The 23847-nt window shown below is 64.7% G+C and carries 22 protein-coding genes; 15 read left to right on the top strand and 7 right to left on the bottom strand.

Annotation, left to right across the window (positions count from 1 at the left end):
* Positions 1-170 precede the first annotated feature (170 nt).
* From hmgA to maiA, 3 genes are read left to right on the top strand one after another with little or no spacing between them, the layout of a single operon-like run.
* Positions 171-1472: a homogentisate 1,2-dioxygenase gene (gene hmgA, locus HG549_RS21510; protein WP_170032572.1), complete on the top strand. Its 1302-nt coding sequence runs from the start codon at positions 171-173 to the stop codon at positions 1470-1472.
* 3 nt (positions 1473-1475) lie between these two features.
* Positions 1476-2768 carry a fumarylacetoacetase gene (gene fahA / locus HG549_RS21505; RefSeq protein WP_170032570.1) on the top strand — a complete coding sequence of 431 codons (1293 nt, stop codon included), beginning with the start codon at positions 1476-1478 and terminating at the stop codon, positions 2766-2768.
* 12 nt (positions 2769-2780) lie between these two features.
* Positions 2781-3413, top strand: a complete 633-nt coding sequence (maiA, locus tag HG549_RS21500) for a maleylacetoacetate isomerase (RefSeq protein ID WP_170032568.1) — start codon at positions 2781-2783, stop codon at positions 3411-3413.
* On the opposite strand, the gene HG549_RS21495 is transcribed toward maiA, so the two are convergent.
* On the bottom strand, positions 3407-4213 hold the full coding sequence (locus tag HG549_RS21495) for a SirB1 family protein (RefSeq protein ID WP_170032566.1): 807 nt from the start codon (positions 4211-4213) through the stop codon (positions 3407-3409). The two genes, maiA and HG549_RS21495, sit on opposite strands and share 7 nt — an antisense overlap.
* A gap of 124 nt (positions 4214-4337) precedes the next feature.
* On the opposite strand from HG549_RS21495, the gene HG549_RS21490 reads away from it, so the two are divergent.
* Entirely contained in the window at positions 4338-5357 is a 1020-nt protein-coding gene (locus HG549_RS21490) for a Glu/Leu/Phe/Val dehydrogenase (protein ID WP_170032564.1), read from the top strand.
* 145 nt (positions 5358-5502) lie between these two features.
* On the opposite strand, the gene HG549_RS21485 is transcribed toward HG549_RS21490, so the two are convergent.
* A complete protein-coding gene (locus tag HG549_RS21485; protein WP_170032562.1) occupies positions 5503-5766 on the bottom strand; it encodes a YebG family protein in 264 nt (87 codons plus the stop codon).
* A 596-nt stretch (positions 5767-6362) separates the two neighbouring features.
* Here HG549_RS21485 and HG549_RS21480 point away from each other — a divergent pair.
* Positions 6363-6833, top strand: a complete 471-nt coding sequence (locus HG549_RS21480) for a phosphate-starvation-inducible protein PsiE (protein WP_170032560.1) — start codon at positions 6363-6365, stop codon at positions 6831-6833.
* Positions 6834-6836: 3 nt separating this feature from the next.
* On the opposite strand, the gene HG549_RS21475 is transcribed toward HG549_RS21480, so the two are convergent.
* A complete protein-coding gene (locus HG549_RS21475) occupies positions 6837-7127 on the bottom strand; it encodes a DUF3509 domain-containing protein (protein WP_170032558.1) in 291 nt (96 codons plus the stop codon).
* 123 nt (positions 7128-7250) lie between these two features.
* Entirely contained in the window at positions 7251-7598 is a 348-nt protein-coding gene (locus tag HG549_RS21470) for an HPF/RaiA family ribosome-associated protein (protein ID WP_170032556.1), read from the bottom strand.
* A 234-nt stretch (positions 7599-7832) separates the two neighbouring features.
* Here HG549_RS21470 and HG549_RS21465 point away from each other — a divergent pair, with 234 nt between their 5' ends.
* The 6 genes from HG549_RS21465 to HG549_RS21440 all read left to right on the top strand — a co-directional run bounded on the left by HG549_RS21465 (position 7833) and on the right by HG549_RS21440 (position 14133).
* Positions 7833-8138, top strand: a complete 306-nt coding sequence (locus tag HG549_RS21465; protein ID WP_170032554.1) for a DUF3649 domain-containing protein — start codon at positions 7833-7835, stop codon at positions 8136-8138.
* Complete coding sequence (locus HG549_RS21460; RefSeq protein WP_170032552.1) at positions 8135-9712, top strand: PepSY domain-containing protein; 1578 nt, start codon at positions 8135-8137, stop codon at positions 9710-9712. The genes HG549_RS21465 and HG549_RS21460 overlap by 4 nt, the downstream gene beginning before the upstream one ends.
* On the top strand, positions 9712-10038 hold the full coding sequence (locus HG549_RS21455) for a DUF3325 domain-containing protein (protein WP_170032550.1): 327 nt from the start codon (positions 9712-9714) through the stop codon (positions 10036-10038). Before HG549_RS21460 ends, HG549_RS21455 begins: the two co-directional genes overlap by 1 nt.
* A gap of 4 nt (positions 10039-10042) precedes the next feature.
* Entirely contained in the window at positions 10043-10609 is a 567-nt protein-coding gene (locus tag HG549_RS21450; RefSeq protein WP_170032548.1) for an RNA polymerase sigma factor, read from the top strand.
* The gene (locus tag HG549_RS21445) at positions 10606-11589 is read left to right on the top strand and encodes a FecR domain-containing protein (protein WP_170032547.1); all 984 of its coding nucleotides are present in this window, start codon (positions 10606-10608) and stop codon (positions 11587-11589) included. The genes HG549_RS21450 and HG549_RS21445 overlap by 4 nt, the downstream gene beginning before the upstream one ends.
* A gap of 153 nt (positions 11590-11742) precedes the next feature.
* Positions 11743-14133, top strand: coding sequence for a TonB-dependent receptor (locus tag HG549_RS21440; RefSeq protein ID WP_170032545.1), 2391 nt, complete (start codon positions 11743-11745; stop codon positions 14131-14133).
* Positions 14134-14223: 90 nt separating this feature from the next.
* On the opposite strand, the gene HG549_RS21435 is transcribed toward HG549_RS21440, so the two are convergent.
* Positions 14224-15099 carry a helix-turn-helix domain-containing protein gene (locus HG549_RS21435; RefSeq protein ID WP_170032543.1) on the bottom strand — a complete coding sequence of 292 codons (876 nt, stop codon included), beginning with the start codon at positions 15097-15099 and terminating at the stop codon, positions 14224-14226.
* A gap of 201 nt (positions 15100-15300) precedes the next feature.
* On the opposite strand from HG549_RS21435, the gene HG549_RS21430 reads away from it, so the two are divergent.
* Both HG549_RS21430 and HG549_RS21425 read left to right on the top strand, forming a co-directional pair.
* Positions 15301-16200: a DMT family transporter gene (locus tag HG549_RS21430; RefSeq protein ID WP_170032541.1), complete on the top strand. Its 900-nt coding sequence runs from the start codon at positions 15301-15303 to the stop codon at positions 16198-16200.
* Positions 16201-16290: 90 nt separating this feature from the next.
* Positions 16291-17814, top strand: coding sequence for a glucosyltransferase domain-containing protein (locus tag HG549_RS21425; protein WP_170032539.1), 1524 nt, complete (start codon positions 16291-16293; stop codon positions 17812-17814).
* Between the two features lie 34 nt (positions 17815-17848).
* On the opposite strand, the gene HG549_RS21420 is transcribed toward HG549_RS21425, so the two are convergent.
* Positions 17849-18826 carry a D-glycerate dehydrogenase gene (locus tag HG549_RS21420; protein ID WP_170032537.1) on the bottom strand — a complete coding sequence of 326 codons (978 nt, stop codon included), beginning with the start codon at positions 18824-18826 and terminating at the stop codon, positions 17849-17851.
* Between the two features lie 175 nt (positions 18827-19001).
* Positions 19002-19949, bottom strand: a complete 948-nt coding sequence (locus tag HG549_RS21415; protein ID WP_170032535.1) for a LysR family transcriptional regulator — start codon at positions 19947-19949, stop codon at positions 19002-19004.
* 191 nt (positions 19950-20140) lie between these two features.
* Between HG549_RS21415 and HG549_RS21410 the strand changes: the two genes are divergently transcribed.
* Together HG549_RS21410 and HG549_RS21405 are read left to right on the top strand one after the other, a co-directional pair.
* Positions 20141-21670 (top strand): efflux transporter outer membrane subunit, encoded by a 1530-nt coding sequence (locus HG549_RS21410; protein WP_170032533.1) that lies wholly within the window; start codon positions 20141-20143, stop codon positions 21668-21670.
* Positions 21667-23844, top strand: a complete 2178-nt coding sequence (locus tag HG549_RS21405) for an FUSC family protein (protein ID WP_170032531.1) — start codon at positions 21667-21669, stop codon at positions 23842-23844. Before HG549_RS21410 ends, HG549_RS21405 begins: the two co-directional genes overlap by 4 nt.
* Positions 23845-23847 lie beyond the last annotated feature (3 nt).

Below are 23847 nucleotides of genomic sequence, written 5' to 3'. Positions count from 1 at the left end.
GTCTGCTTCCGGATTCTTCGCGTGGCGCCTTTATAGCTTGACGCATTGCCCGGAGCAAATTACGTTATTCGTAATCTGATTACGATAAAAACAATGCAGACGTGCTGCCGACCCGAGCGGGACCGGCAGCCAGCTGCCAGCAACGGCTCGGCCAGAGCCCGGAGGCATCGATGAATCGCGATACGTCACCCGACCTTCACTACCTCAGCGGCTTTGGCAACGAATTTGCCAGCGAAGCCCTGCCAGGTGCCTTGCCGGTCGGGCAGAACTCGCCGCAAAAGGCCCCTTACGGGCTGTATGCCGAGCTGCTCTCGGGCACGGCGTTCACCATGGCCCGCAGCGAGCTGCGCCGCACCTGGCTATACCGCATTCGCCCGTCTGCGCTACATCCGCGTTTCCAGCGCCTGGCCCGCCAGCCGCTGAGCGGCCCGCTGGGGGCCATCACCCCCAACCGCCTGCGCTGGAACCCCCAGCCGATCCCCAGCGAACCGACCGACTTCATCGACGGCTGGCTACCCATGGTGGCCAACTCGGCAGCAGAGAAACCGGCCGGTGTCAGCATCTACATCTACCGCGCCAACCGCTCGATGGAACGGGTGTTCTTCAACGCCGACGGTGAGCTGCTGCTGGTGCCGGAACAGGGCCGCCTGCGCATCGCCACCGAGCTGGGGGTAATGCAGGTCGAACCGCTGGAAATCGCGGTGATCCCGCGCGGCATGAAGTTCCGCGTCGAGCTGCTCGACGGCCAGGCGCGTGGCTACATTGCCGAAAACCACGGCGCACCGCTGCGTATCCCGGACCTGGGCCCGATCGGCAGCAACGGCCTGGCCAACCCGCGCGACTTCCTCACCCCGGTGGCGCATTACGAAGAGGCCGCAGGCCCGGTGCAACTGGTGCAGAAGTTCCTTGGCGAACACTGGGCCTGCGAACTGCAGCACTCGCCGCTGGACGTGGTCGCCTGGCACGGCAGCAACGTGCCGTACAAGTACGACCTGCGGCGCTTCAACACCATCGGCACGGTCAGCTTCGACCACCCGGACCCGTCGATCTTCACGGTCCTGACTTCGCCGACCAGCGTACACGGCATGGCCAACATGGACTTCGTGATCTTCCCGCCACGCTGGATGGTGGCCGAGAACACCTTCCGTCCACCATGGTTCCACCGCAACCTGATGAACGAGTTCATGGGCCTGATCAACGGTGCCTACGACGCCAAGGCCGAAGGTTTCCTGCCCGGCGGTGCCTCGCTGCACGGGGTGATGAGCGCCCACGGCCCCGATGCCGAAACCTGCGAAAAGGCCATTGCCGCCGACCTGGCGCCGCACAAGATCGACAACACCATGGCCTTCATGTTCGAGACCAGCCAGGTGCTGCGCCCGAGCGTGCAGGCCCTCGAATGCCCGCAATTGCAGGCCGACTACGATAGTTGCTGGGCCACCTTGCCGAGCACCTTCAACCCGAACCGGAGATAACCGATGAACCAGACCGCCATTGCCCGTAGCTGGGTGGAGCACGCCAACGGGCACCGCGACTTCCCGCTGCAGAACCTGCCGTTGGGCATTTTCAGCCGGCCCGGTGAAGCCAGACGCTGTGGCGTGGCCATTGGTGATGCGATCCTCGACCTCGAGGCAGTGCTGGCCGCCGGCCTGTTCGACGGCGCCGCCAAGGCCGCTGTCGAGGCCACCCGCGGTGGTGCCCTGAACGCATTCTTCGCCCTTGGTCGCGGCGCGCGCGTGGCCTTGCGCGAACGCCTGCTGGTGCTGCTGGGCGAGCACAGCGAGCACCAGGCGGCGCTGCAGCCTGCCTTGTATCCGGCCAGCGCCTGCCAATTGCATGTCCCGGCGCAGATCGGTGACTACACCGACTTCTACGTGGGCATCGAACACGCCAAGAACGTCGGCAAGCTGTTCCGCCCCGACAACCCGCTGCTGCCCAACTACAAGTACGTGCCGATCGGTTATCACGGCCGCGCCTCGACCATTCGCCCGTCCGGCACCGACGTGCGCCGCCCCAAGGGCCAGACCCTGCCGGCCGGGCACAGCGAACCGAGCTTCGGCCCCTGTGCGCGCCTGGACTACGAGCTGGAACTGGGCATCTGGATCGGCCAGGGCAATGACATGGGCCAGGCGATCCCGATCGGCGATGCCGCCGAGCACGTGGCCGGCCTGTGCCTGCTCAACGACTGGTCGGCCCGGGATATCCAGGCCTGGGAATACCAGCCGCTGGGCCCGTTCCTGTCGAAGAGTTTCGTGACCAGCATCTCACCGTGGGTAGTCACTGCCGAAGCGCTGGAGCCGTTCCGTTGCGCCCAGCCAGCACGCCCGCAAGGCGACCCGCAGCCACTGTCGTACCTGCTGGACAAGCGCGACCAGGCCGCCGGTGCATTCGATATCGAACTCGAGGTGCTGCTGCTGACCGAGCGCATGCGCGAGCAGGGCATGGCCCCGCATCGCCTGACCCTGAGCAACACCCGCAGCATGTACTGGACCGTGGCGCAGTTGGTGGCCCACCACAGTGTCAATGGCTGCCAGCTGCAGCCGGGCGACCTGTTCGGTTCGGGCACGCTGTCGGGGGCCACGCCGGGTTCGTTCGGCAGCCTGCTGGAGATCACCGAAGGCGGCAAGCACCCGGTGGAGCTGGCCAGTGGCGAGGTACGCAAGTTCCTCGAGGACGGTGACGAGATCATCCTGCGTGGCCGTTGCGTGCGGGATGGCGTGGCCAGCATCGGCTTCGGCGAATGCCGCGGCACGGTCATCGCAGCCAACTGAGGAGGCAGGGGCATGGAGCTGTACAGCTATTACCGTTCCACCTCGTCCTATCGGGTGCGCATTGCCCTGGCGTTGAAGGGGTTGGCCTACCAGTCCCTGCCGGTCAACCTGCTGCAGGGTGAGCAACGCGGTGCTGGCTATATCGCCGTCAACCCGCAGGGCCGTGTGCCAGCCTTGCGCACCGACGGCGGTGAGCTGCTGGTGCAGTCACCGGCGATCATCGAGTACCTGGAAGAGGTTTATCCACAGCCCGCGCTGCTGCCTGCCACGCCGGAGGCGCGCGCCAAGGTGCGCGGTGTGGCAGCGATCATCGGCTGCGACATCCATCCGTTGCACAATGTCAGCGTGCTCAACCGGCTGCGCCAGGCCGGGCATGACGAGACCCAGGTCAACCAGTGGATTGGCCACTGGATCAGCCAGGGGCTGGTGGCGGTGGAGCAACTGATCGGCGACCACGGCTTCTGTTTCGGCGATGAGCCAGGCCTGGCGGATGTCTACCTGATCCCGCAGTTGTATGCGGCCGAACGGTTCAACATCGACCTCGATGGCTTCCCGCGCATCCTGCGGGTGGCCGCCCTGGCCGCCGGGCACCCGGCGTTCGCCAAGGCACACCCCGCCCAGCAGCCGGACTGCCCGGCTCAGTGAATGGACCGGTTCGCCGCCGGAAGCTTGCCGATACGTTCGGACAGCTTCAGGCGCTGGACCGGATCTTCCGTCAGCAGCAAGGCATGTTCCAGGTCGAAGCGCTCGGCCTGCGGGCAATCCAGATGCTGGTAGAGCGAGGCGCGGGTCACATAGTCGCCGACTTGCGCCGGCCCCAGTTGCATGACCCGTTCGGCATCGATCAGCGCCGCCAGGTGGTCGTCATTGCTGATGTGCAACTGGCGCAGGTTGCGTGACAGGCGCTGCAGTATCTGTGCGGGGCTGGCACTGCGCATGTGCTCGGCAGTCAGTGCTACCTGCGGGCCAAACTGACGTGCCAGCAGTTCGCGGCAATCGTTGGGGTACAGGCGACGGCCGCCGCAGGGATCGAGCAGGTGGTCGGCTCCCGGCACGCGCAGCAGGAAGTGGCCGGGGAAGCCCACGCCCTCAAGCGGGATGGACAGGCGCCGGGCCAGTTCCAGGGCGAGGATGGCCAGGGTCAGTGGTTGGCCACGACGGCGCTGCAGCACCTTGTCCATCAGCGCGGCATGTGGGCGCAGGGGGTGGTACTCATCCTGCTGGAAGCCCAGGGCATTGAGCTGGCGCAGGAGTGGCTGGGCCAGCTCGCACAGCGGCAGCATCGGCAGGTTGGCACTGATCTCGCGTTGCAGGTCATGCAGTATGGCCAGGCTGGCCGCAGGCTCGACGCTGCGGTCATGCTCGGCAGCAATCCACAATGCGGCTTCCAGCAGGGCGACGGGCTCGCGTTCCAGGCAGGCCAGGCAGGCTTGACGTGGCTTCATGGGGCTTCTCCACACACGCTTGAGTATTAGCCGCGGCGCGCGGTTTCGTCCAGTGGTCCGGCGGCGGCGTCGGCTCAAGGGCCAAGCCTATACTGGAATGAGCACCTCTCAGGGGAGCCGGTCGATGTTCGCACTGATGCAAAGCACCCGTACCCAGTCGCTGCACCTGTTCACCGACCCGCCCACCGGCCTCAAGGCCGTGGTGGCGATCCACAGTGAACAGTTGGGGCCGGCCATGGGCGGTTGCCGCTACTTGCCGTATGCCGACGACGAAAGCGCCATGACCGACGCCATTCGCCTGGCCCAGGGCATGAGTTACAAGGCTGCGCTGGCCGGCCTGCCACTGGGCGGCGGCAAGGCGGTGATCATGCGCAACCCGCATGTGGAAAACCGCGCGGCACTGTTCGAGGCCTTTGGCCGCTTCGTCGATACGTTGCAAGGGCGCTTCATCATTGCCGTGGACAGCGGCACCTCGACCCTGGACATGGACTGCATTGCCCAGAGTACTCCCCATGTGACCAGCACCACGGCCTGCGGCGATCCATCCCCGCATGCGGCGATGGGGGTGTTCGCCGGTATTCGGGCGACCACGTCGTTTCGGCTTGGCAGTGATGACCTGCAAGGGTTACGGGTTTCGGTGCAAGGGTTGGGCAATGTCGGTTATGCGCTGGCCGAGCAACTGCATGCGGCGGGGGCCGACTTGCTGGTGAGCGACCTGGACCCAGGGCGGGTGCGGCTGGCGGTCGAGCAATTCGATGCCAAGCCGGTCACCAACGACGCATTGATCAGCACCCCTTGCGACATCTTCGCGCCCTGCGGCGTGGGGCCGGTGCTGAACGGACAGAGCGTGATGCAACTGCGTTGCGCGGCGGTGGCGGGGGCGGCGAACAACCAGTTGACCACCTTGCAGGTGGCCGACCAGCTGGAATCGCGCGGGATCCTGTATGCGCCTGACTACGTGATCAATGCCGGTGGGTTGATCTATGTGGCGCTTACCCATCGTGGCGAGGACCTGGGTACCATCACCGCGCACCTGGCGCGCATACCCACGCGGCTGACCGAAGTGTTTGGCCATGCGCAGGCGGAGAAACGCTCGCCGGCGCGGGTGGCGCAGATGCTGGCGGAGCGGTTGCTCTACGGCTGACGGTCGAGAGCGTGTAGAAGCAGCCTTGTGTCGCGACAGGGCTGCGAAGCTGCCCTGGATTTCAGCGCAGGTGCCACGAATTGCTGGGGCTGCTGTGCAGCCCTGTCGCGACGCAAGGCCGCTCCTACCAAGACCAACGCAGCTATTACTCGGCTGCGGGCGCCTCGAGCAACTCGGCCAACGCATCCGGCTGGCTCTTGAACGCCCGGGCGAACACATCTCGGTTCTTGGCCATGTAGATACCGGCTTCCTCGACCTGCTGCTCGGTCAGCGAAGGCACTGCGTTGTGCAGCACTTCGGCCAGGCGCTCGGCCAGTTCGAGCATCTTGTCGTGACGGTCTGCTTCGGCCTTATCCATGAACAAGCGCTCCGGGTCGCGGCTGCTGCGGTACACCACTTCGACGGCCATTCATCACCTCTGTGCCTTTTTGCTGATTGATACTGTATCCATATACAGTAATGGCAATGTTGGTTGCTTCGCAAGCAGAAATTGTAGCGTGGCCTGAATCAAGCGCCGCGCGGGCGTCTCTGCAAGGGATACCGGGCTCGATGCGGAACAGTGGGTGGGGCCGTTTTCACCTTGGTAGGAGGTGGTCTTGCCGACGGTGAAGTGGATGTCGTCGGTAGTCGTTGTTGAATTCCCTGATAATTCTCGACTCTCGGCGCCGGCCCTTTCGCGGGCTTGCCCGCGAAGAGGCCGGCCCAGAAAACACATCACTAATGCCTGGTGCAAAGTTCTGGGCTCTGTAGGCATCCAGTGCCGTCTACAGCAGCGCCCGCGGCATCTCCAGCTCATGCATCGAGGTCATCATCAGAATCGTGCCAGTGACCTGGGCGGCAGCAGTTTTTTCTGCCGCACCCCGCCCGTTCTGAAACGTGTCGCCTCAACGTGCCTTGCGGCAATCGGTCGCCTTCCAAGGCAAGGGCCTGGCCCTTTAACTGCATGGCACAAGCGTCACACCGGTGGCGCATCATCCTTCAAGACGTATCGGGGAATGGAACATCGTGAACATCAAATGGGCAGAAAAGCTGCGCAAGGGCCTGCACGGCTCGGCCGACTCGCTGGGCAACCTGTGCGTCGAGGCATTCCATTACCTGGCGCTGTTCGGCATTGGCGCGATCACCGCCTATGCGGCGGTGATGACCTTCCTGGACATGCTCGGCAAGGGCGGGGTCAGCGTCGATGACATTCTGCTGCTGTTCATCTACCTGGAGCTGGGGGCGATGGTCGGGATCTACTTCAAGACCAACCACATGCCGATCCGCTTCCTGCTGTACGTGGCCATCACTGCACTGACCCGCCTGCTGATCGGCGATGTCTCGCACCACAAGGCGCCGGACGCAGGGCTGCTGTACCTGTGCGGCGGCATCCTGTTGCTGGCGTTCTCGATCCTGGTGGTGCGCTATGCCTCGTACCGCTACCCCTCGACCAAGGCACTGGACGCCAATGGCAAGGAAGTGGAAGAGGGCAAGTAGCCCTCAGTTGGCCATGAAATGGCGCGGCTCGCGCTGAGCATCGCGGGTCAGGGCGGCCAGCACCTGCAAGGGGTTCTGGTTGAGTTCGATGGCCAGGCCCAGGCGGATGCTGTCGATCACCCGTTGCAGGCGCACCGGGTCATTGCGCTGGGCCTGGGTGATAAGGCGCTTGGCGACCACGCCGGTATCGTCGGACAGGGTCAGCATGATGCTGCCGTCAAGGTTGGCGATGCTCAGGTTGACCCGGTATTCGTGGGCGAATGCAGCACTGATTCGTTCGAATGGGTTGTTCATGGTCGTGCTTCTGCAGTGAATGACTGCTGGGGTTGACCGACGTGATCGGCAGTTGGTTCAGCGCCATTGATCGACATGAACGAAAACGCCCGGCACGAGGCCGGGCGTTTCTTGCAGTGCCGATCAGGCGTCAGGGTCATTCAGTTCCAGGGCGCCGCGCTTGCTGCGCAGCTTGCCGTAGAAGTGTTCCAGCGCGTGGTTCAGCTTGGTGGCGGCACCATCGACTGCCTGGTCCAGCGAAGTGGCAGTGTGGGTCACGGAAATCGGTTGATGGCCTTTGGGGCGAGCCTCCATCTGGCAGCGTTTGTCATGCGGTCCGGGCTTGGCGCCGTTCTCGTCGCGCAGGTGGACCTCGATGCGGGTGAGGTCGTCTTCGTAACGTTCCAGCGAGTTCTGCAGGGTGCTGCGGACCCACTGGTCGAGCCGGGCGTTGCCTTCGAAATGGTTGCTGCTGTTGACCTGGATTTGCATGATTCAATCCTTATTCAGCTTGCTCGCATGGAGACGCGCCTAGGCCTTTGAGACCCTTGGAATTTCTGCGCCTCTTGACTCTAAGGTCAGGCAACGGCGAAACGAATTCAAGCCCTTTTTGAAAATAAATTTGTTGTTGCATGAACGGCGGCGGTCGGCGGCACGTCGCCTGGCCTTTGCTTATGAGAATTGAAATCATTAGTATTGCATTCCCGCAAACGCCAGACATTCGCCATGATGCGCAAAACCGCCGGTCTCTCGCTCAGCTATCGCCTGGCCGTGGCTTCACGCAGCCTGGCCGCGTTGCTCGGCGGCTACTTGCTGGCGTCCCTGGCCAGCGTGTGCATTGCGCTGCTGGCGCCGCTGCCACAGGTCGATGCCACGCTTACCGGCCTGCTGCTGTCATTCGTTTTCTACCTGCTGGCCTTCATCTGGTGCTTCGCCTGCCGTAGCGCCTGGCGCGCCTGGCTGGGCGTGCTGGCGCCAAGCGTGCTGCTGGGTGTGACCAGCCTGCTGGCCTACCGGATGCAAACCTTATGAAAGAAGGCTTCCGCCAGGCCATGGCCTGGCTGCACACCTGGACCGGGCTGGTCTTCGGCTGGCTGTTGTTCGCCATCTTCCTCACCGGCACGCTGTCGTACTTCAAGGAAGAGATCACCCACTGGTCCCAGCCTGAAGTGCGTAGTCAGGCACTGGATCCGGCCCATGGCCTGGACGTGGCCCAGCGTTACCTGGTGGAAAACGCAGGTCATTCGGGAAGCTGGTTCATCCGCCTGCCCAACGCACGTGAAGCTGGCCTGAATGTGGGCTATCGCGACGCCGATGGCGGGCCACGTGGCTTTGTCAGCCAGGTCCTCGATACCCACACCGGTCAGCCGCTGCAGGCACGCGATAGCCGCGGTGGCGAATTCTTCTACCGCTTCCATTTCCAGCTGCAGATGCCGCACCCTTATGGCCGCTGGCTGTCGACGTTCTGCGCATTCATCATGTTGCTGGGGCTGGTGACCGGCATCATCACCCACAAGAAGTTGTTCAAGGAATTCTTCACCTTCCGCCCCGGCAAGGGCCAGCGCTCCTGGCTGGATGGCCACAACGCCATCGGCGTGCTGGTGCTGCCGTTCCATCTGATGATCAGCTACAGCAGCCTGGTGCTGTTCATGTACATGGTCATGCCGGCGGGCATCATGGCCAGCTACGGCAAGGACACCGGCAAGTACTTCAACGACCTGTTCGGCCGCAACGAGGCGCCCGCGGCGGCCCAACTGGCCGCACCGCTGGTGCCGTTGGCAGGCTTGTACGCCAAGGTACAGGCGCTGCAACCGGGCGCGCATATTGGCGATATCCAGGTGCAGAACCCGGGCGATCGCAATGCCCGGGTAACCTTCACCCAAGCGTCAGCCGACCACGTCGCCTACCGGCGCAGCGCCAACTGGACATTCGATGGCAGCACGGGGGCGCTGCTGAGCCAGGGCAAGCCGGAGAGTGGGGTGATGATGACCGCGTTCAGCTTTGCCGGCCTGCACATGGGCAATTTCGCCGGGCCTTGGTTGCGCTGGTTGTATTTCCTGTTTGGCCTGGCGGGTACAGCGGTGATCGGCACCGGGCTGGTGATGTGGCTGGGCAAACGCCAGCTCAAGCATGCCGGTGGCGAACGCCTGCCGGGCGAGCTGCGCCTGGTCGAGGTACTCAACATCGCCAGCATCGGCGGCCTGCTGCTGGCCGTTGCCGGTTTCTTCTGGGCCAACCGCCTGATCCCCTTGGGGGTGGAAGGCCGGGCCGACTGGGAGGTCGACGCTTTCTTCATCACCTGGGGGCTGGCGCTGGTGCACGCAATGCTGCGCAAGGGGCGCCGGGCCTGGGCCGAGCAACTGGCCCTGGGCGCACTGGCTTTTGCCCTGCTGCCGCTGCTCAATGGCCTGACCACCGGCCAGGGCCTGAACCATTCGCTGCCAGCAGGGGACTGGGCCATGGCCGGCGTCGACCTGACGGCACTGGTTACCGGCCTGCTCCTCGCCTGGCTTGCCGGCAAGCTGTTGCGTGGGCCCAAGGCGGCTGCCAGGCGCGCCCCGCGAGCGGCACGGACGCCGCCTGCGGAAATGGCGGAGGCAAGCTGATGGCGGGCATCGCCCTGATCACATTCGCAGGCTTCGTTGCCCTGTGCCTGGCCATGCAAAAGCACTTTGCCGAGCTGCTCGGGTGCAAGCCGCGCCCAGGCCAGCTGCGCCTGTTGCGCGGCGCCGGCTGGTTGCTGCTGCTGGCTTCACTGGCACTCAGCGTGCACCTGCGTGGCTGGGCGCATGGCCTGGTGGAATGGGTTGCGCTGCTGATGGCCGGGGCGACCGTGTGGGTCTTCGGCTTGCCCTACCAGCCCCGCCTGCTGCTGGGCCTGGCCGCCACCAGCGTGGTGCTGGGGCCGTTGCTGGCGGTATGCGCCGGGTGAGCCGATGAGCGAACAGGGCAGCATGCGCGAGCCGGACGCCGACAACGGCGCTGGACGTGCGCGTTTCGTCGAGGTGTTCCAGGCCCAGCGCGCGCGCATGGAGGCACTGGTCAGTCGCCGGGTCGGTTGCCGGGCCACGGCATCGGACCTGGTCCAGGAGCTGTTCCTGCGTTTCTGGCGCCGCCCCGAGGTCAAGGTCGAGGCGCTGGACACCTACCTGCTGCGTTGCGCCGGCAACCTGGCCATCGACCACTTGCGCAGTGAAGGCAGCCGCGAACGTGTGGTCGAAGCCGCGTTGTCGGTAGATGAAGCCCAGGCACCGGAGCAGGCGGTGGAGGTCGACCACGATCTGCAACGCATCGAAGCTGCCCTGCGCGCCTTGCCTGAACGCACCCGGCAGATCTTTTTGCTCAATCGCATCCATGGCTGCAAGTACGGCGAGATCGCCAAGGCCATGCAGCTGTCCCAGAGCGCTGTGGAAAAGCATATGATGCGCGCCCTCGAGGCGTGCAAGGCGAGTGTTGCCGAGCCCGCGTCCATCCCACGCCGGCCAGGGAGTGCCCGTCGATGAGCTGTCCACCGCCGATTACCGAGGCACAGTCCCAGGCTGCACTGCAATGGCTCAGCCGCATCAACGAGCAGCCCGCGCAAGCCGAGGGGGCCGCGTTCAAGCGCTGGCTGCTGAGCGACCCCGCGCACCGTGCCGCCTACGCCCAGGCGCAGGCGTTGTGGCAGGCCAGCGGCACCGCTGCAGCGCGCCTAGCTGGCGAAGAGCAGCAAGGCCTGCAGCGTTATCTGGACGCCATGGCCCAGCCAGCGGCCCGGTCGCCTTGGCGGCAGCGGCTCGCGGCACTGGCGCTGGCGGCCTGCCTGGTCCTGGCCGTGGGCATTGCCGGGGGGTGGCAGCCTGGCCTGTGGTTGCAGGAGCTGCAGGCCGACTACAGCAGCGCCGGGCAGCTGCGCCAGGTGACACTGGCCGACCAGTCGCGGGTGACGCTGGATGCGCGGAGCGCGATTGCCGTGGAGTTTGTCCGTGGCGAGCGCCGCGTGCGATTGCTGCATGGCGCGGCGTTCTTCGAGGTCACGCATACCGGCGAACCATTCCTGGTCGAAGCAGCAGGTGGCGAGGTGCGGGTGCTCGGCACCCAGTTCGAAGTCCGTGAGCGGGGCGAAGGCGCCCAGGTCACGGTGCGTAGCGGGCGGGTGGCAGTAAGCCCGGCGCCGGGCGCTGCAAAGCGCGAACTCATAGCCAACCAGCAGGTGGCCTACGCTACAGGCCGGCTGGGCGACCTTGGGCCGGTGGACAGCGACAACCGCCTGGCCTGGCGCCAGGGTTGGCTGAACTACTATCAGGTCCCGTTGGCGCAGGTGCTCGAAGACCTGGGGCGCTATTACCCGGGGCGCATCCTGTTGCTCGACGACCAATTGGGGCAGCGCAAGGTCAGCGGCAGTTTCCCAGTGGCAGAGCCGTTGCTGGCGCTGGATTCGCTGGGCAAGGTGATGGGCTTTTCGCGGCAGACCGTGCTGGGGCGGTTGACGGTTATCCGATAGTCGCCTGCGGTCGACCTCGCGGGTTTACCCGCGAAGAGGCCGGCACAGGTAAAAATATTTCAGCTAGCGGGTGAGGTAACAGGACGTGGCATCCGTGTAATGAGTGGAAGTGCGATTCATTCGCAGTCATAACCCTCTCACAGGTCAGCGTCCATGAAGTTCACCCCGCGTTGCGTCCCTCTCTTGCTCGGCCTGTGCGCGCTGCCGGCCCTCGTTTTCGCTCCACTGGCTGGCGCCGTCGAACAACAGCAGGCGTACGCCTTCGCCCAGCCGGCGCAACCGCTGGCACAGGCGCTCAACGCCTTCAGCCGCACCACTGGCCAGAGCGTGGTCTACACCCTAGAGCTGCCAGGCGTGCAGGCCCCGGAGCTGAATGGCCGGTTCAGCGCCGAGCAGGCCCTGCAGCAACTGCTGGGCAGCAGCGGGTTGGCCTGGCGTCGCGTCGACGCACGCACCTTCACCCTGGAAGCGCTGGACTCCTCCGGCGCCCTCAACCTGCAGGCCACCACGATAAGCTCGGAACTGGACGACTACAGCTACCAGCCCCCGGCCAGCGCCTCGATCATGCGCGGGCAGGGCCCGAGCCAGGACATTCCCCAGGCGATCAACGTGGTGCCGGCCCAGGTCATTCGCGACCAGGCCCCGCGCAACCTCGACGACGCCCTGGCCAATGTCAGCGGCATCACCCAGGGCAACAACTTCGGCGGCACTTCCGACACGGTGATGAAGCGTGGCTTCGGTGATAACCGCGACGGTTCGATCATGCGCGATGGTATGCCGGTGGTGCAGGGCCGCAACCTCAATGCCAGCACCGAGCGGGTCGAAGTGCTCAAGGGCCCGGCGTCGCTGCTGTACGGCATCCAGGACCCAGGCGGGGTGATCAACGTGGTCAGCAAGCGGCCACAACTGCAACAGTACAACGCCCTGAACGTGCGCGGCTCGACCTACGGCAGTGGCAAGAATGGCAGCGGCGGCGGCTTCGACAGTACCGGCGCGCTGGGCGACAGCAATTTCGCCTACCGTTTGATCGTCGACCACGAGGACGAGGACTACTGGCGCAACTACGGTGTGCGCCGCGAATCGCTGGTGGCGCCGTCGCTGGCCTGGCTGGGTGAGGACACCCAGGTGGTACTGGCCTACGAGCACCGCGAGTTTCTCTCGCCGTTCGATCGGGGCACGGCGTTCGGCAACAATGGCCACCCGCTGGACATCCCGGCCACGCGGCGCCTGGATGAGCCATTCAACGACATGGAAGGGCGTTCCGACCTGTACCGCCTGGAGCTCGATCACCAGCTGGCCGATGACTGGAAGCTGCACTTTGGCTACAGCTTCAACCGCGAAACCTACGACGCCAGCCAGGTGCGGGTGACCAAGGTCATTGAGAAAAGCGGCACGCTGTCGCGCAGCATCGACGGCACGCACGACGCCATGAGCCGGGACCAGTTCGCCACCCTGAGCCTGGCCGGCACTGTGCAACTGGCCGGGCTGCAGAACGACCTGCTGTTCGGCGTCGACCATGAGGACCGCAAGATCTTCCGCGGTGACCTGATCCGGCAGAAGGCCCGATCGACCTTCAGCTATGTCAACCCGGTCTATGGTCAGGAAGTGGAAGGCACCACGGTCGGTGCCAAGGAAAGCGACCAGACCGACAAGCTGCGCACCGATGCGCTGTTCGCACAGGACGCGCTGCACCTGGATGAGCACTGGATCTTGGTGGCCGGTGCGCGCTTCCAGCAATACGACCAGTACGCTGGCCGCGGGCGCCCGTTCCAGGTCAACACCGACAGCAACGGCCAGACCTGGGTACCGCATGCGGGCGTGGTGTACAAGCTCGATGAGCAGCTGTCGTTCTATGCCAGCTACAGCGAATCGTTCAAGCCCAACTCGACCATTGCGCCGCTGGTCGGCAACGTGGTGCTGGACGGTTCGGTGGCGCCGGAGGAGGGCAAATCGTGGGAACTGGGGGCCAAGCTCGATATGCCGGGGCGCCTCACCGGTACCCTGGCGCTGTTCGATATCACCAAGCGCAACGTGCTGGTCTCCAGCCTAGACCAGCGCACGGGCGAGACGCTGTACAGCAATGCCGGTGAAGTCGGTTCGCGGGGTGTCGAACTGGACCTGACCGGCCAGCTGAGCGAGCGCTGGAGCCTGATCGGCAGCTACGCGTTCACCGATGCCGAAGTGACCAAGGACCCTGAACTCAAGGGCAACCGCCTGCAGAACGTAGCCCGCCACAGTGGCTCACTGTCGGCGGTGTACGACTACGGCAGCCTGTTCGGCGGCGACCGGCTGCGCCTGGGTGCCGGGGCGCGCTACGTGGGCGAGCGGGCGGGTGATTCGACCAACACCTTCGACTTGCCTTCCTATACCGTCGCCGATGCCTTTGCCAGCTATGAAACCCGGCTTGACGAGCACAAGGTGCTGTTGCAACTGAACGTCAAGAACCTGTTCGACAAGGTCTATTACAGCTCGGCGGTGAACCAGTATTTCGTCGCTATCGGCGATGCGCGGCAAGTGAGCTTGTCCAGCACCTTCGAGTTCTAGGCCAGCCTGTGCCGGCCTCTTCGCGGCTGAAGCCGCTCCTACAGGTACTGTGCAGGCCTTTAGGGTAGTGCAATCCCTGTAGCAACGGCTTTAGCCGCGAACGGCCGAACGGTATTCGCCCGGTGTCGCACCGATCGCCTGGCGAAAGCGGTTGCTGAAATGGCTGGCACTGGCAAACCCGCAGAGCAAGGCAATTTCCCCCAGCGGCATCACCCCCAGCCGCAGTAGTTGGCAGGCCCGGTGCAGGCGCCGGGCCAGCAGGTACTGGTGCGGCGGCAACCCGAAGCTGGCGCGGAACATGCGCGCGAAATGGTATTCGGACAGGTTGCAGTGCACGGCCAGTTCACCCAGGGTGATGGGCTGGTCAAGGTGTGCTTCGATGTAATCGACCATCTGCCGGCGCAGCTTCGGTGCCAGCCCGCCTTTCAGGCGCAGGCCCTGGCGCAGCCCGACCTGGTTGAGCAATGCATGGTCGACGATTTCGTGAGCCAGGCTGCTGGCCAACAAGCGCTCGCCGGGTTCGTCCCAGTCCAGGGTGATCAGCTGGCGAAAGCGCGCGGCCTGCTGCGGGTCGTCGAGAAAGGTCGCTTCCTGCAGTTGCAGCTCACGCGGTTCGCGATCGAGCAGGCGCACGCAGCCCAGGGCAAACTGCGCTTCGCTGATGTACAGGTGCGCCAGGCGGATCGCGCCATTGACCACCCAGTTCGATTCCTGCCCGGCCGGCATCACGCACAGCTTGTTCGGCGCGCCCTTGTCAGCCGGGCGCTGGCGGCGGAAGGTGCCGGTGCCGTCGGCGATGTAGCACGACAGGGTGTGGTGGTTGGGGGCCTGGTAGTCGCGGGCATCGTCGCGGTTGTTCCACAACGCCGCCGCCAGCCCGTCACCCAGGTGCGCGCTCAGCTCCAGCCGGGCGTGGGGCGAGGCATGCATGGCGTTGAATACTTGCAGTTGGCTGAATGGCGTCATGGGTTGTTCCTCTTGCAGCCATCCTACTGCGCCTTGGGCAGGCTTTCAGCTACCCGCAGGACAAATGCGCAAGTTTGTGCAAGCGCATGGTTGCCCGAACGGAGAACACTGGGACGCCTCGGCGAGGGCTGTGCCTTCGATTCGCGGCTGAAGCCGCGAAGCGCCGGGCACCGATCTTGAAAGGCCCAAGGAACCGCCACCATGAACTTGTCACTCTATCTACTGACCGTGCTGATCTGGGGTACTACCTGGATCGCCCTCAAACTCCAGCTGGGCGTGGTCGCCATCCCGGTCTCGATCGTCTACCGCTTCGCCCTGGCCGGGCTGATCCTGTTCGCCTTCCTGCTGCTCAGCCGCCGCCTGCAGCCGATGAACCGGCGTGGCCACCTGATCTGCCTGGCGCAGGGATTCTGCCTGTTCTGCGTCAACTTCATGTGCTTCCTCACCGCCAGCCAATGGATCGCCAGCGGCCTGATCGCCGTGGTGTTCTCCACCGCCACGTTGTGGAATGCCCTGAACGCGCGGATCTTCTTCGGCCAGAAGATCGCCAGCAATGTCCTCGGTGGTGGTGCGCTGGGCTTGCTCGGCCTGGGCCTGTTGTTCTGGCCCGAGCTTTCGCATCACACGGCCAGTCGCGAAACCCTCTACGGCCTGGGCCTGGCACTGCTCGGCACGCTGTGCTTCTCGGCCGGCAACATGCTCTCCAGCATGCAGCAGAAGGCCGGGCTCAGGCCCATGACCACCAATGCCTGGGGCATGCTCTATGGTGCCGGCATGCTGGCGGTGTATTGCCTGTTCAGCGGCATCCCGTTCGGGATGGACTGGAGCACCCAGTATCTCGGCTCGTTGCTGTATCTGGTCATTCCCGGGTCGGTGATCGGTTTCACCGCCTACCTGACCCTGGTCGGACGCATGGGGCCGGAACGCGCGGCCTATTGCACAGTGCTGTTCCCGCTGGTGGCGTTGAACGTGTCCGCCTATGCCGAGGGCTACCAGTGGACGCCCCCGGCGCTGCTGGGCTTGTTGGCGGTGATGGCCGGCAATGTGCTGGTGTTCCGCAAACCCAGGCAGCCTGCGCCGGTGCTTGGTATACAGCGATGAGCCCTGCGCGCAACTGGTAGAACTGCCAGGTGCGCGCCAGGGCGAGGTAGGGGAGACTGGGCAGCATTCACGCTGCTTGGAGCCGAATGGATGCAAGTACCCCAGCCAGTAGGCAAGGCGTTGTCGCAGAACCAGCTCTGGCTGGTGTTTCTGTTGGCTTTGAGTGTGCATGTGCTGCCGCTGGTGCTGGCCGACTTCCTGTACCTGGACGACATCTGGCGTTCGATGCTGGCAGGCAAGGTCAATGGCCAGGCCGATTCATGGGCCGCCCAGGGGCGCGTGTTGGTCGACTGGTTGTATGCGGCATTGGGCGGTGTAGCGGCGGCACCGGACTTGTTCCCGCTGCCTCTGCTATTGTCCGTGGTCGTCGTTTCCAAAGCCTTTGCAAGCCTGACAGCAAGCTATTTCGAGCGCCCGCGCCTTGCCGACGTGCTGGTGGTGCTGCCGCTCTGGTTCAACCCATTCTTCCTGCAGAACCTCAGCTATCAATACGATGGGCCTGCCATGGGGCTTGCCTTGGCCGTCTGCGTCTGGGCAATCACCATGGGTGTTGCGGCCTTCGGCCGCTGGCTGGGAGGCAGCCTGCTGATATGCGTCGCGCTGAGCCTGTACCAGCCCGCAATCAACGTCTTCGCCATCCTCTGTTGCGTCGAGATCCTGCACCAGGCCAACCAGAGGGCTGAATTCAGGCAGCTCGCCAAGCGCCTCGGCTTGCGCCTTGGACAGCTGGCGATAGGCTGCCTGGTGTATCGCCTGACAGCCTATCGCTTGATCACTGTCCCACGTACCGCGTTGCTGCCTATCGACGGCCATTGGCCCGCAGAGATGCTCGCTCGGCTGGATCTGGTGGTGCAGGACCTGGCCTTGCTGGTGACCCCGGATAACGCATGGTTGGCCCTCGGTATCCTGGTGCTCGCCGCGATAGGTCTCCAGCTGGTATTGCTCCAGGTGCAGGCCACGCCCGCCAGTCTTCTGGAAAAATGCGGGCTGGGGCTACTGGTGCTGCTGTCGCTGCCCAGCGCCTTCATCCTGATATCCGGAATGGCACTGCTGCTCGCCCAGTTCCAGCACGCCGCGCGCCTGCTCATGGGCGCTGGTGCGGCGATGGTGCTGTTGGCATGGCTGGCGCGGCAAGCATTGATCCGCATCCATTCGCGGTTGGGCTGGGTGTTGCTGCTGCCCATGCTGATCATGTTGTCGATGTCGTTCGCCTACGGCCGAGTGCTGATCGCACAGAAAGAACTGCATCGGGCATTTGTCTACACCCTGGCCAATACGCTCGAAACCCACCCCGAGCTACACGACGCCGACCGCATCTACCTGTATGACTGGGACAGTAAGGGGGCTTGGCTACCTGCCGCAGCCGGCACCTTCGAAGCCATGCCGGTGTTGCGCTACAACCTCAACATCGGCTTCTGGACATTGACCGAGACGATGCCACGGGTCGGTTTGATGAACGTGACCAGTGCACCGAAGAGCATGGTCGTGCGGGCAAAGGAACTTGACGCTCGGCCGCTGCTCGATACCCGGTACTTTTCGATCCACCGGGTTGATGGCGCAATACTGGTCATGATGAAAGCCCCCCGGGACCCGGAACAGCCGGTTCCATGGTGACGACGGTGCGGCAGCTGTAGTGAAAAGGCATGCTTCAGCGCGCCTTCCACACCTGCGGGTTCACCAGGTCCCGTGGCCGCTCACCCAGCAGCGCCGCGCGCAGGTTGTCGATTGCCCGGTTGGCCATGGCCTCGCGGGTTTCGGCAGTGGCCGAACCGATGTGCGGCAAGGTCAGCGCATTGGGCAGCTTGAACAGCGGCGAATCGCTCAGCGGCTCTTTCTCGTACACGTCCAGGCCTGCACCGCGAATGGTACCGTTGTGCAGCGCCTCGATCAGCGCGGCTTCGTCCACCACTGGCCCGCGGGCGATGTTGATCAGGAACGCGCTGGGCTTCATCAGTTGCAGCTCGCGGGTGCTGATCAGCTTGCGGGTGGCATCGGACAGCGGCACCACGATGCATACGAAATCCGCTTCGGCCAGCAGCTGCTCCAGGCTGCGGAACTGTGCACCCAGCTCTTGCTCCAGCGCGGCCTTGCGGCTGTTGCCGCTGTACAGGATCGGCATGTTGAAACCGAAGTGGCCCCGGCGCGCCACGGCTGCGCCGATGTTGCCCAGGCCGACGATGCCCAGGGTCTTGCCATGCACGTCACTGCCGAAGTGCGCCGGGCCCACGGTGGCCTGCCAGTTGCCGGCCTTGGTCCAGGCATCCAGTTCGGCGGTGCGGCGGGCACAGCCCATGATCAGCGAGAAACCCAGGTCGGCGGTGCTTTCGGTCAGCACATCCGGGGTGTTGGTCAGGGCGATGCCACGTTCATTGAGGTAGTCCAGGTCGTAGTTGTCGTAGCCGACCGAAACGCTGGACACCACTTCCAGCCTGGCCGCGCCTTCGAGCTGTGCCCGGCCCAGCTTGCGGCCGACGCCGATCAGGCCGTGGGCCTCGGGCAGGGCTTCGTTGAACTGGGCATTGATGTCGCCCAGCTTGGGGTTGGGCAGGATCACGTTGAAATCTTGCTGCAGGCGCTCGGCCATGGCCGGGGTAATGCGGCTGAAGGCCAGGACGGTCTTTTTCATCGGGCTACTTCTCTGCAAGGCGGGGGGCGGTTGGGCGTATTCGCGAGCAGGCCCGCTGCCACAGGTCCCGCACAGATTGCAGACCTGTGCATTTCCTGCAGGAACGGGCGTGCCCGCGAAGGGCCGACATTGGTTAGCAACCTACCATTGTCCGCCCCCGCAATGCAGCAGCTTTTTAATTGGCGATCAGCACCTGATGGGTTTTCAGGTCGGCCTCGTGCGCCGCGAGGATTTCTGGCAGCGAATTGCGCAGGTACTCGACCCAGGTCTTGATCTTGGCGTCCAGGTACTGCCGCGACGGGTAGATCGCATACAGGTTCAACTCCTGCAGGCGGTACTCGGGCAGCACCCGCACCAGGCTGCCGTCACGCAGGCCGTCGATGGCCGAATAGATCGGCAGCACGCCCACCCCCATGCCGCTGCGAATCGCGGTCTTCATGGCATCGGCGGTATTCACCATGAACGGCGAGCTGGTGATGTTGACCATTTCCTGGCCTTCCGGGCCGTCGAACAGCCATTTTTCCAGCGGGATCACCGGGCTGACCATGCGCAGGCAGGCATGCTTGAGCAGGTCGGCGGGCTTGTGCGGCACGCCGTGGCGGGCAATGTAGGCGGGCGAGGCGCAGACGATGCTGTAAGTGATGCCCAGGCGCTGCGACACGAACCCGGAGTCGGGCAGTTCGGTGGCCAGCACGATGGACACGTCATAGCCCTCGTCGAGCAGGTCGGGCACGCGATTGGCCATGGTCAGGTCGAAGGTCACGTCCGGGTGCGACTCGCGGTAGCGGGCAATGGCATCGACCACGAAGTGCTGGCCGACCCCGGTCATCGAGTGCACCTTCAATTGCCCGGCGGGGCGCGCATGGGCGTCGCTGGCCTCGGCCTCGGCTTCTTCCACATAGGTAAGAATCTGTTCGCAACGCATCAGGTAGCGCTTGCCGGCTTCGGTCAGCGCAATGCGCCGAGTGGTGCGGTTGAGCAGCCTTGTTTGCAGATGGGCTTCCAGGTTGGAGACTGCCCGCGACACGTTCGCGGTGGTCGTATCCAGCTGCCCGGCGGCAGCGGTAAAGCTGCCCAGTTGGGCTACGCAACTGAAAGCACGCATGTTTTGCAGGGTGTCCATGGGTCACTCTCGATGTAGAGGACAAAATTGTGTCACGAAGTAACGAAAAAAAGATGAAAAGTTGCCTTCGACCAAAGGCGGATTATCGCTGTTTTGGTAACAAAGATTCGCAGGAATCCACGCTTATCGCCAGTGCTGGCGCCCCCTAGAATTGCCCGGCCCTATCACCTCTTCCTCGGGAAATCGCAGCTGTGCCGCGTCGCATCATCAGAACGCTCAATGCGTTCAGTGCCTGTGCCCTTGCCCTCACCTTGAGCGGCTGTATCGGAACCTGGGGCATAGCCCCGCAAAGCAAGACGCTGCAAGCCAATACCCTGACCACCGACGCGGCCATACGCGAAGCCGCCAGCGACGCCCACTGGCCTGACCAGCAGTGGTGGCATGCCTACGGCGACCCCCAGCTGGACCGCTGGGTTGCCCTGGCCGTGGCCGGCAGCCCGAGCCTGGCCATGGCGGCAGCGCGGGTGCGCGAAGCCAAGGCCATGGCTGGTGTGGTCGAGTCGGCAGAGAAGCTCCAGGCCAACGGCCAGGCCACGCTCAAGCGCCACAACTGGCCTGAGGACCAGTTCTACGGCCCTGGTGCGCTGTCCGGGGCCAACACCTGGGACAACAACGCCGCCATCGGCTTCAGCTACGCCCTCGACCTCTGGGGCCGCGAACGCAATGCCAGCGAGCAGGCCGTGGACCAGGCGCACATGAGTGTGGCCGAAGCCCGCCAGGCACAGCTGGAGCTGCAGAACAACGTAGTGCGCGCCTATATCCAGCTGAGCCTGCACTTCGCCCAGCAGGATATCGTCAAGGCCGAACTGCAGCAGCAGGAGCAGATCCTGGCCCTGGCCAAGCGCCGCCTGGATGCCGGCATCGGCACCCACTTCGAAGTCAGCCAGGCCGAAGCGCCGCTGCCGGAAACCCACCGCCAGCTGGATAGCCTCAGTGAACAAATTGCCCTGACCCGCAACCAGCTGGCCGCCCTGGCCGGCAAGGGCCCGGGCTTGGGGGAGCAATTGCAGCGCCCGACCCTGGCCTTGGCCGCGCCAGTGAAACTGCCGTCGAACCTGCCGGCCGAGCTGATCGGCCAGCGCCCCGACGTGGTCGCCAGCCGCTGGCAGGTGGCGGCCCAGGCGCGTGGCATCGATGTCGCCCACGCCGGCTTCTTCCCCAACGTCGACCTGGTCGGCAGCCTGGGCTTCATGGCCACTGGCGGTGGCCCGCTGGAGTTCCTCACCGGGCGCAAGTTCAACTACAACGTCGGCCCGGCCATCAGCCTGCCGATCTTCGACGGTGGCCGCCTGCGCTCGCAGTTGGGCGTGGCCTCGGCAGGCTACGACGTGGCCGTGGCGCGCTACAACCAGACCGTGGTCGGTGCGCTGAAGGACATCTCCGACCAGCTGATCCGCCGCGAGTCGATGCAGCAGCAGTCGCACTTTGCCGCCGAGTCGGTCGCTGCCGCGCAAAAAACCTACGACATCGCCATGATCGCCTTCCAGCGCGGGCTCACCGACTACCTCAACGTGCTCAACGCGCAAACCTTGCTGTTCCGCCAGCAGCAGGTGCAGCAGCAGGTGCAGGCCGCTCGCCTGATCGCCCATGCCGAGCTGGTCACCGCCCTGGGTGGTGGCTTGCAGGCTGGCCAGGACGTGCCGCAGGAAGAGCGCCAGGCGGCACCGAAAACCCCCGCCACCCTGGCGATTTTCGACAAGCAGCCGGATAACGCCGAATGAGCACCTTCAGTTTGCCCATGCGCTGGCTGCAGAGCCTGGAATGGCGCCGGGGCTTCTTTGCCTGGGCGCGCACCGACGGTGTGACCTGGGTGTACATCTTCAAGGTGCTGGCCGCTGCGTTCATCACCCTGTGGCTGGCCATGCGCCTGGAACTGCCGCAACCGCGCACAGCGATGATCACCGTGTTCATCGTGATGCAGCCGCAAAGCGGGCATGTGTTCGCCAAGAGCTTCTACCGGGTGCTGGGCACCTTGGCCGGCTCGGCGATGATGGTGGCGCTGATCGCCATCTTTCCACAGAACACCGAGCTGTTTCTGCCCAGCCTGGCCGTGTGGGTAGGCTTGTGCTCGGCCGGTGCCATGCGCTACCGCACCTTCCGCGCCTATGGTTTCGTGCTGGCCGGCTACACCGCAGCGATGATCGGCCTGCCGGTGCTGCAACACCCTGACCAGGCATTCATGGCAGCGGTATGGCGGGTGCTGGAAATCGCCCTGGGCATCCTGGTGTCGACCTTCGTCAGCGCGGCGATCCTGCCGCAATCGGCCAGTGCCGCCATGCGCAACGCCCTGTACCAGCGCTTTGGCGTATTTGCCGGGGTAGTGGTCGAAGCCTTGCGCGGCGACAGCCAGCGCGACCGCTTCGAGAGCAGCAACGTGCGCTTCGTCGCCGAGGCCGTGGGCCTCGAGAGCCTGCGCAACGTGACCGCATTCGAAGACCCGCACATGCGCCGACGCTCTGGCCGGCTGGTGCGCATGAACAGCGAATTCATGGCCATCACCACCCGCTTCAATGCCCTGCACCGGTTGCTGGAGCGCCTGCGTGCGCGTGGCCCGCTGCAGATCGTCAGCGCCATCGAGCCCGGCCTGGACACCCTGGTGGAGTTGCTGCAACCCTACGTCGGCCGGGCGCTGACCGATGCCGACGCGTTGCGCCTGACGTTGGAACTGGCGGCCTACAAGGAAGGCCTGCAGGCGCAGGTGCGCAGCCTGCGCGCCGAGTACCTGGCGACCGAGCCGAGCGAGGCCGACCTGCTGGATTTCCACACGGCCTTCGAGCTGCTCTACCGCTTCGTCGATGAGATGTACAGCTACGCCGAGACGCACGCCTCGCTGGCCGCGCACCGGCACCAACGCGAACAATGGGACGAGCCCTATGTGGCGCAGACCAGTTGGCTGGTGTCGTTGGCCGCCGGCCTGCGTGCCTCTGCGGTGCTGTTGCTGCTGGGCAGTTACTGGCTGCTCAGCGACTGGCCCAGCGGGGCCATGATGACCCTGATCGCCACGGTCACCGTGGGCCTGTCGGCGGCTTCGCCCAACCCCAAGCGCATGTCGTTCCAGATGGCCTGCGGTACGGCGATCGGCGCTTTCGTCGGCTTCTTCGAAACCTTCTTCGTGTTCCCCTGGATCGACGGTTTCCCGCTGTTGTGCATGGTGCTGGCGCCGGTATTCGTGCTGGGCGCCTTCCTCTCGTCACGCCCGGCCTATGCCGGCTATGGCATCGGCCTGCTGGTGTTCTTCGCCATCGGCTCGGTGCCGAACAACCTCACCGTGTATGACCCGTACAGCTTCATCAACGACTACATCGGCATGGTCATCGGCATGTTCGTCTGCGCTGCGGCCGGGGCGATCATCCTGCCGCCCAACAGCCGCTGGCTGTGGAGCCGCCTGGAGCAGGAGCTGCGCGAGCAGGTGCTGTTCGCCATCAGTGGTCGCCTGCGCGGCCTGGGCTCGGCCTTCGAAAGCCGCACTCGCGACCTGCTGCACCAGGCGTATGGCCTGGCTGCCGGCAAGCCGCAGGTACAAAGCCAGTTGATGGGCTGGATGTTCAGCGTGCTGGAAATCGGCCACGCGGTCATCGAGCTGCGCAAGGAGCAGGCCCGCGCGCCGGTGCACCCGGCCTACGCCGAGTCGCAACCCTGGCGCCAGGCTATCCGGGTCATGGGCCGCGCACTGGCACGGTTGTTCCTGCAGCCCAGCGCCAGCAACCACGAACGCGCCCTGGTGGCGGTGGACCATGCCATTGCCCGCGTACAGGCCACCGACGAGCCGTTCGCCCGGCACTTCGACACCTCGGTACTGCGCCGCGCGCAAAGCTACCTGCACTTCATCCGTTCATCCCTGCTCGACCCACAGTCGCCACTGGCACCGGCGAAAGGACTGCACCGTGCTCCGTGAAAT

The organism is Pseudomonas sp. SK (assembly GCF_012975065.1).
Taxonomy (GTDB): domain Bacteria; phylum Pseudomonadota; class Gammaproteobacteria; order Pseudomonadales; family Pseudomonadaceae; genus Aquipseudomonas; species Aquipseudomonas anuradhapurensis.
The sequence above is the reverse complement of the archived record's forward strand: the minus strand, read 5'-3'. Positions and strand labels throughout refer to the sequence as shown.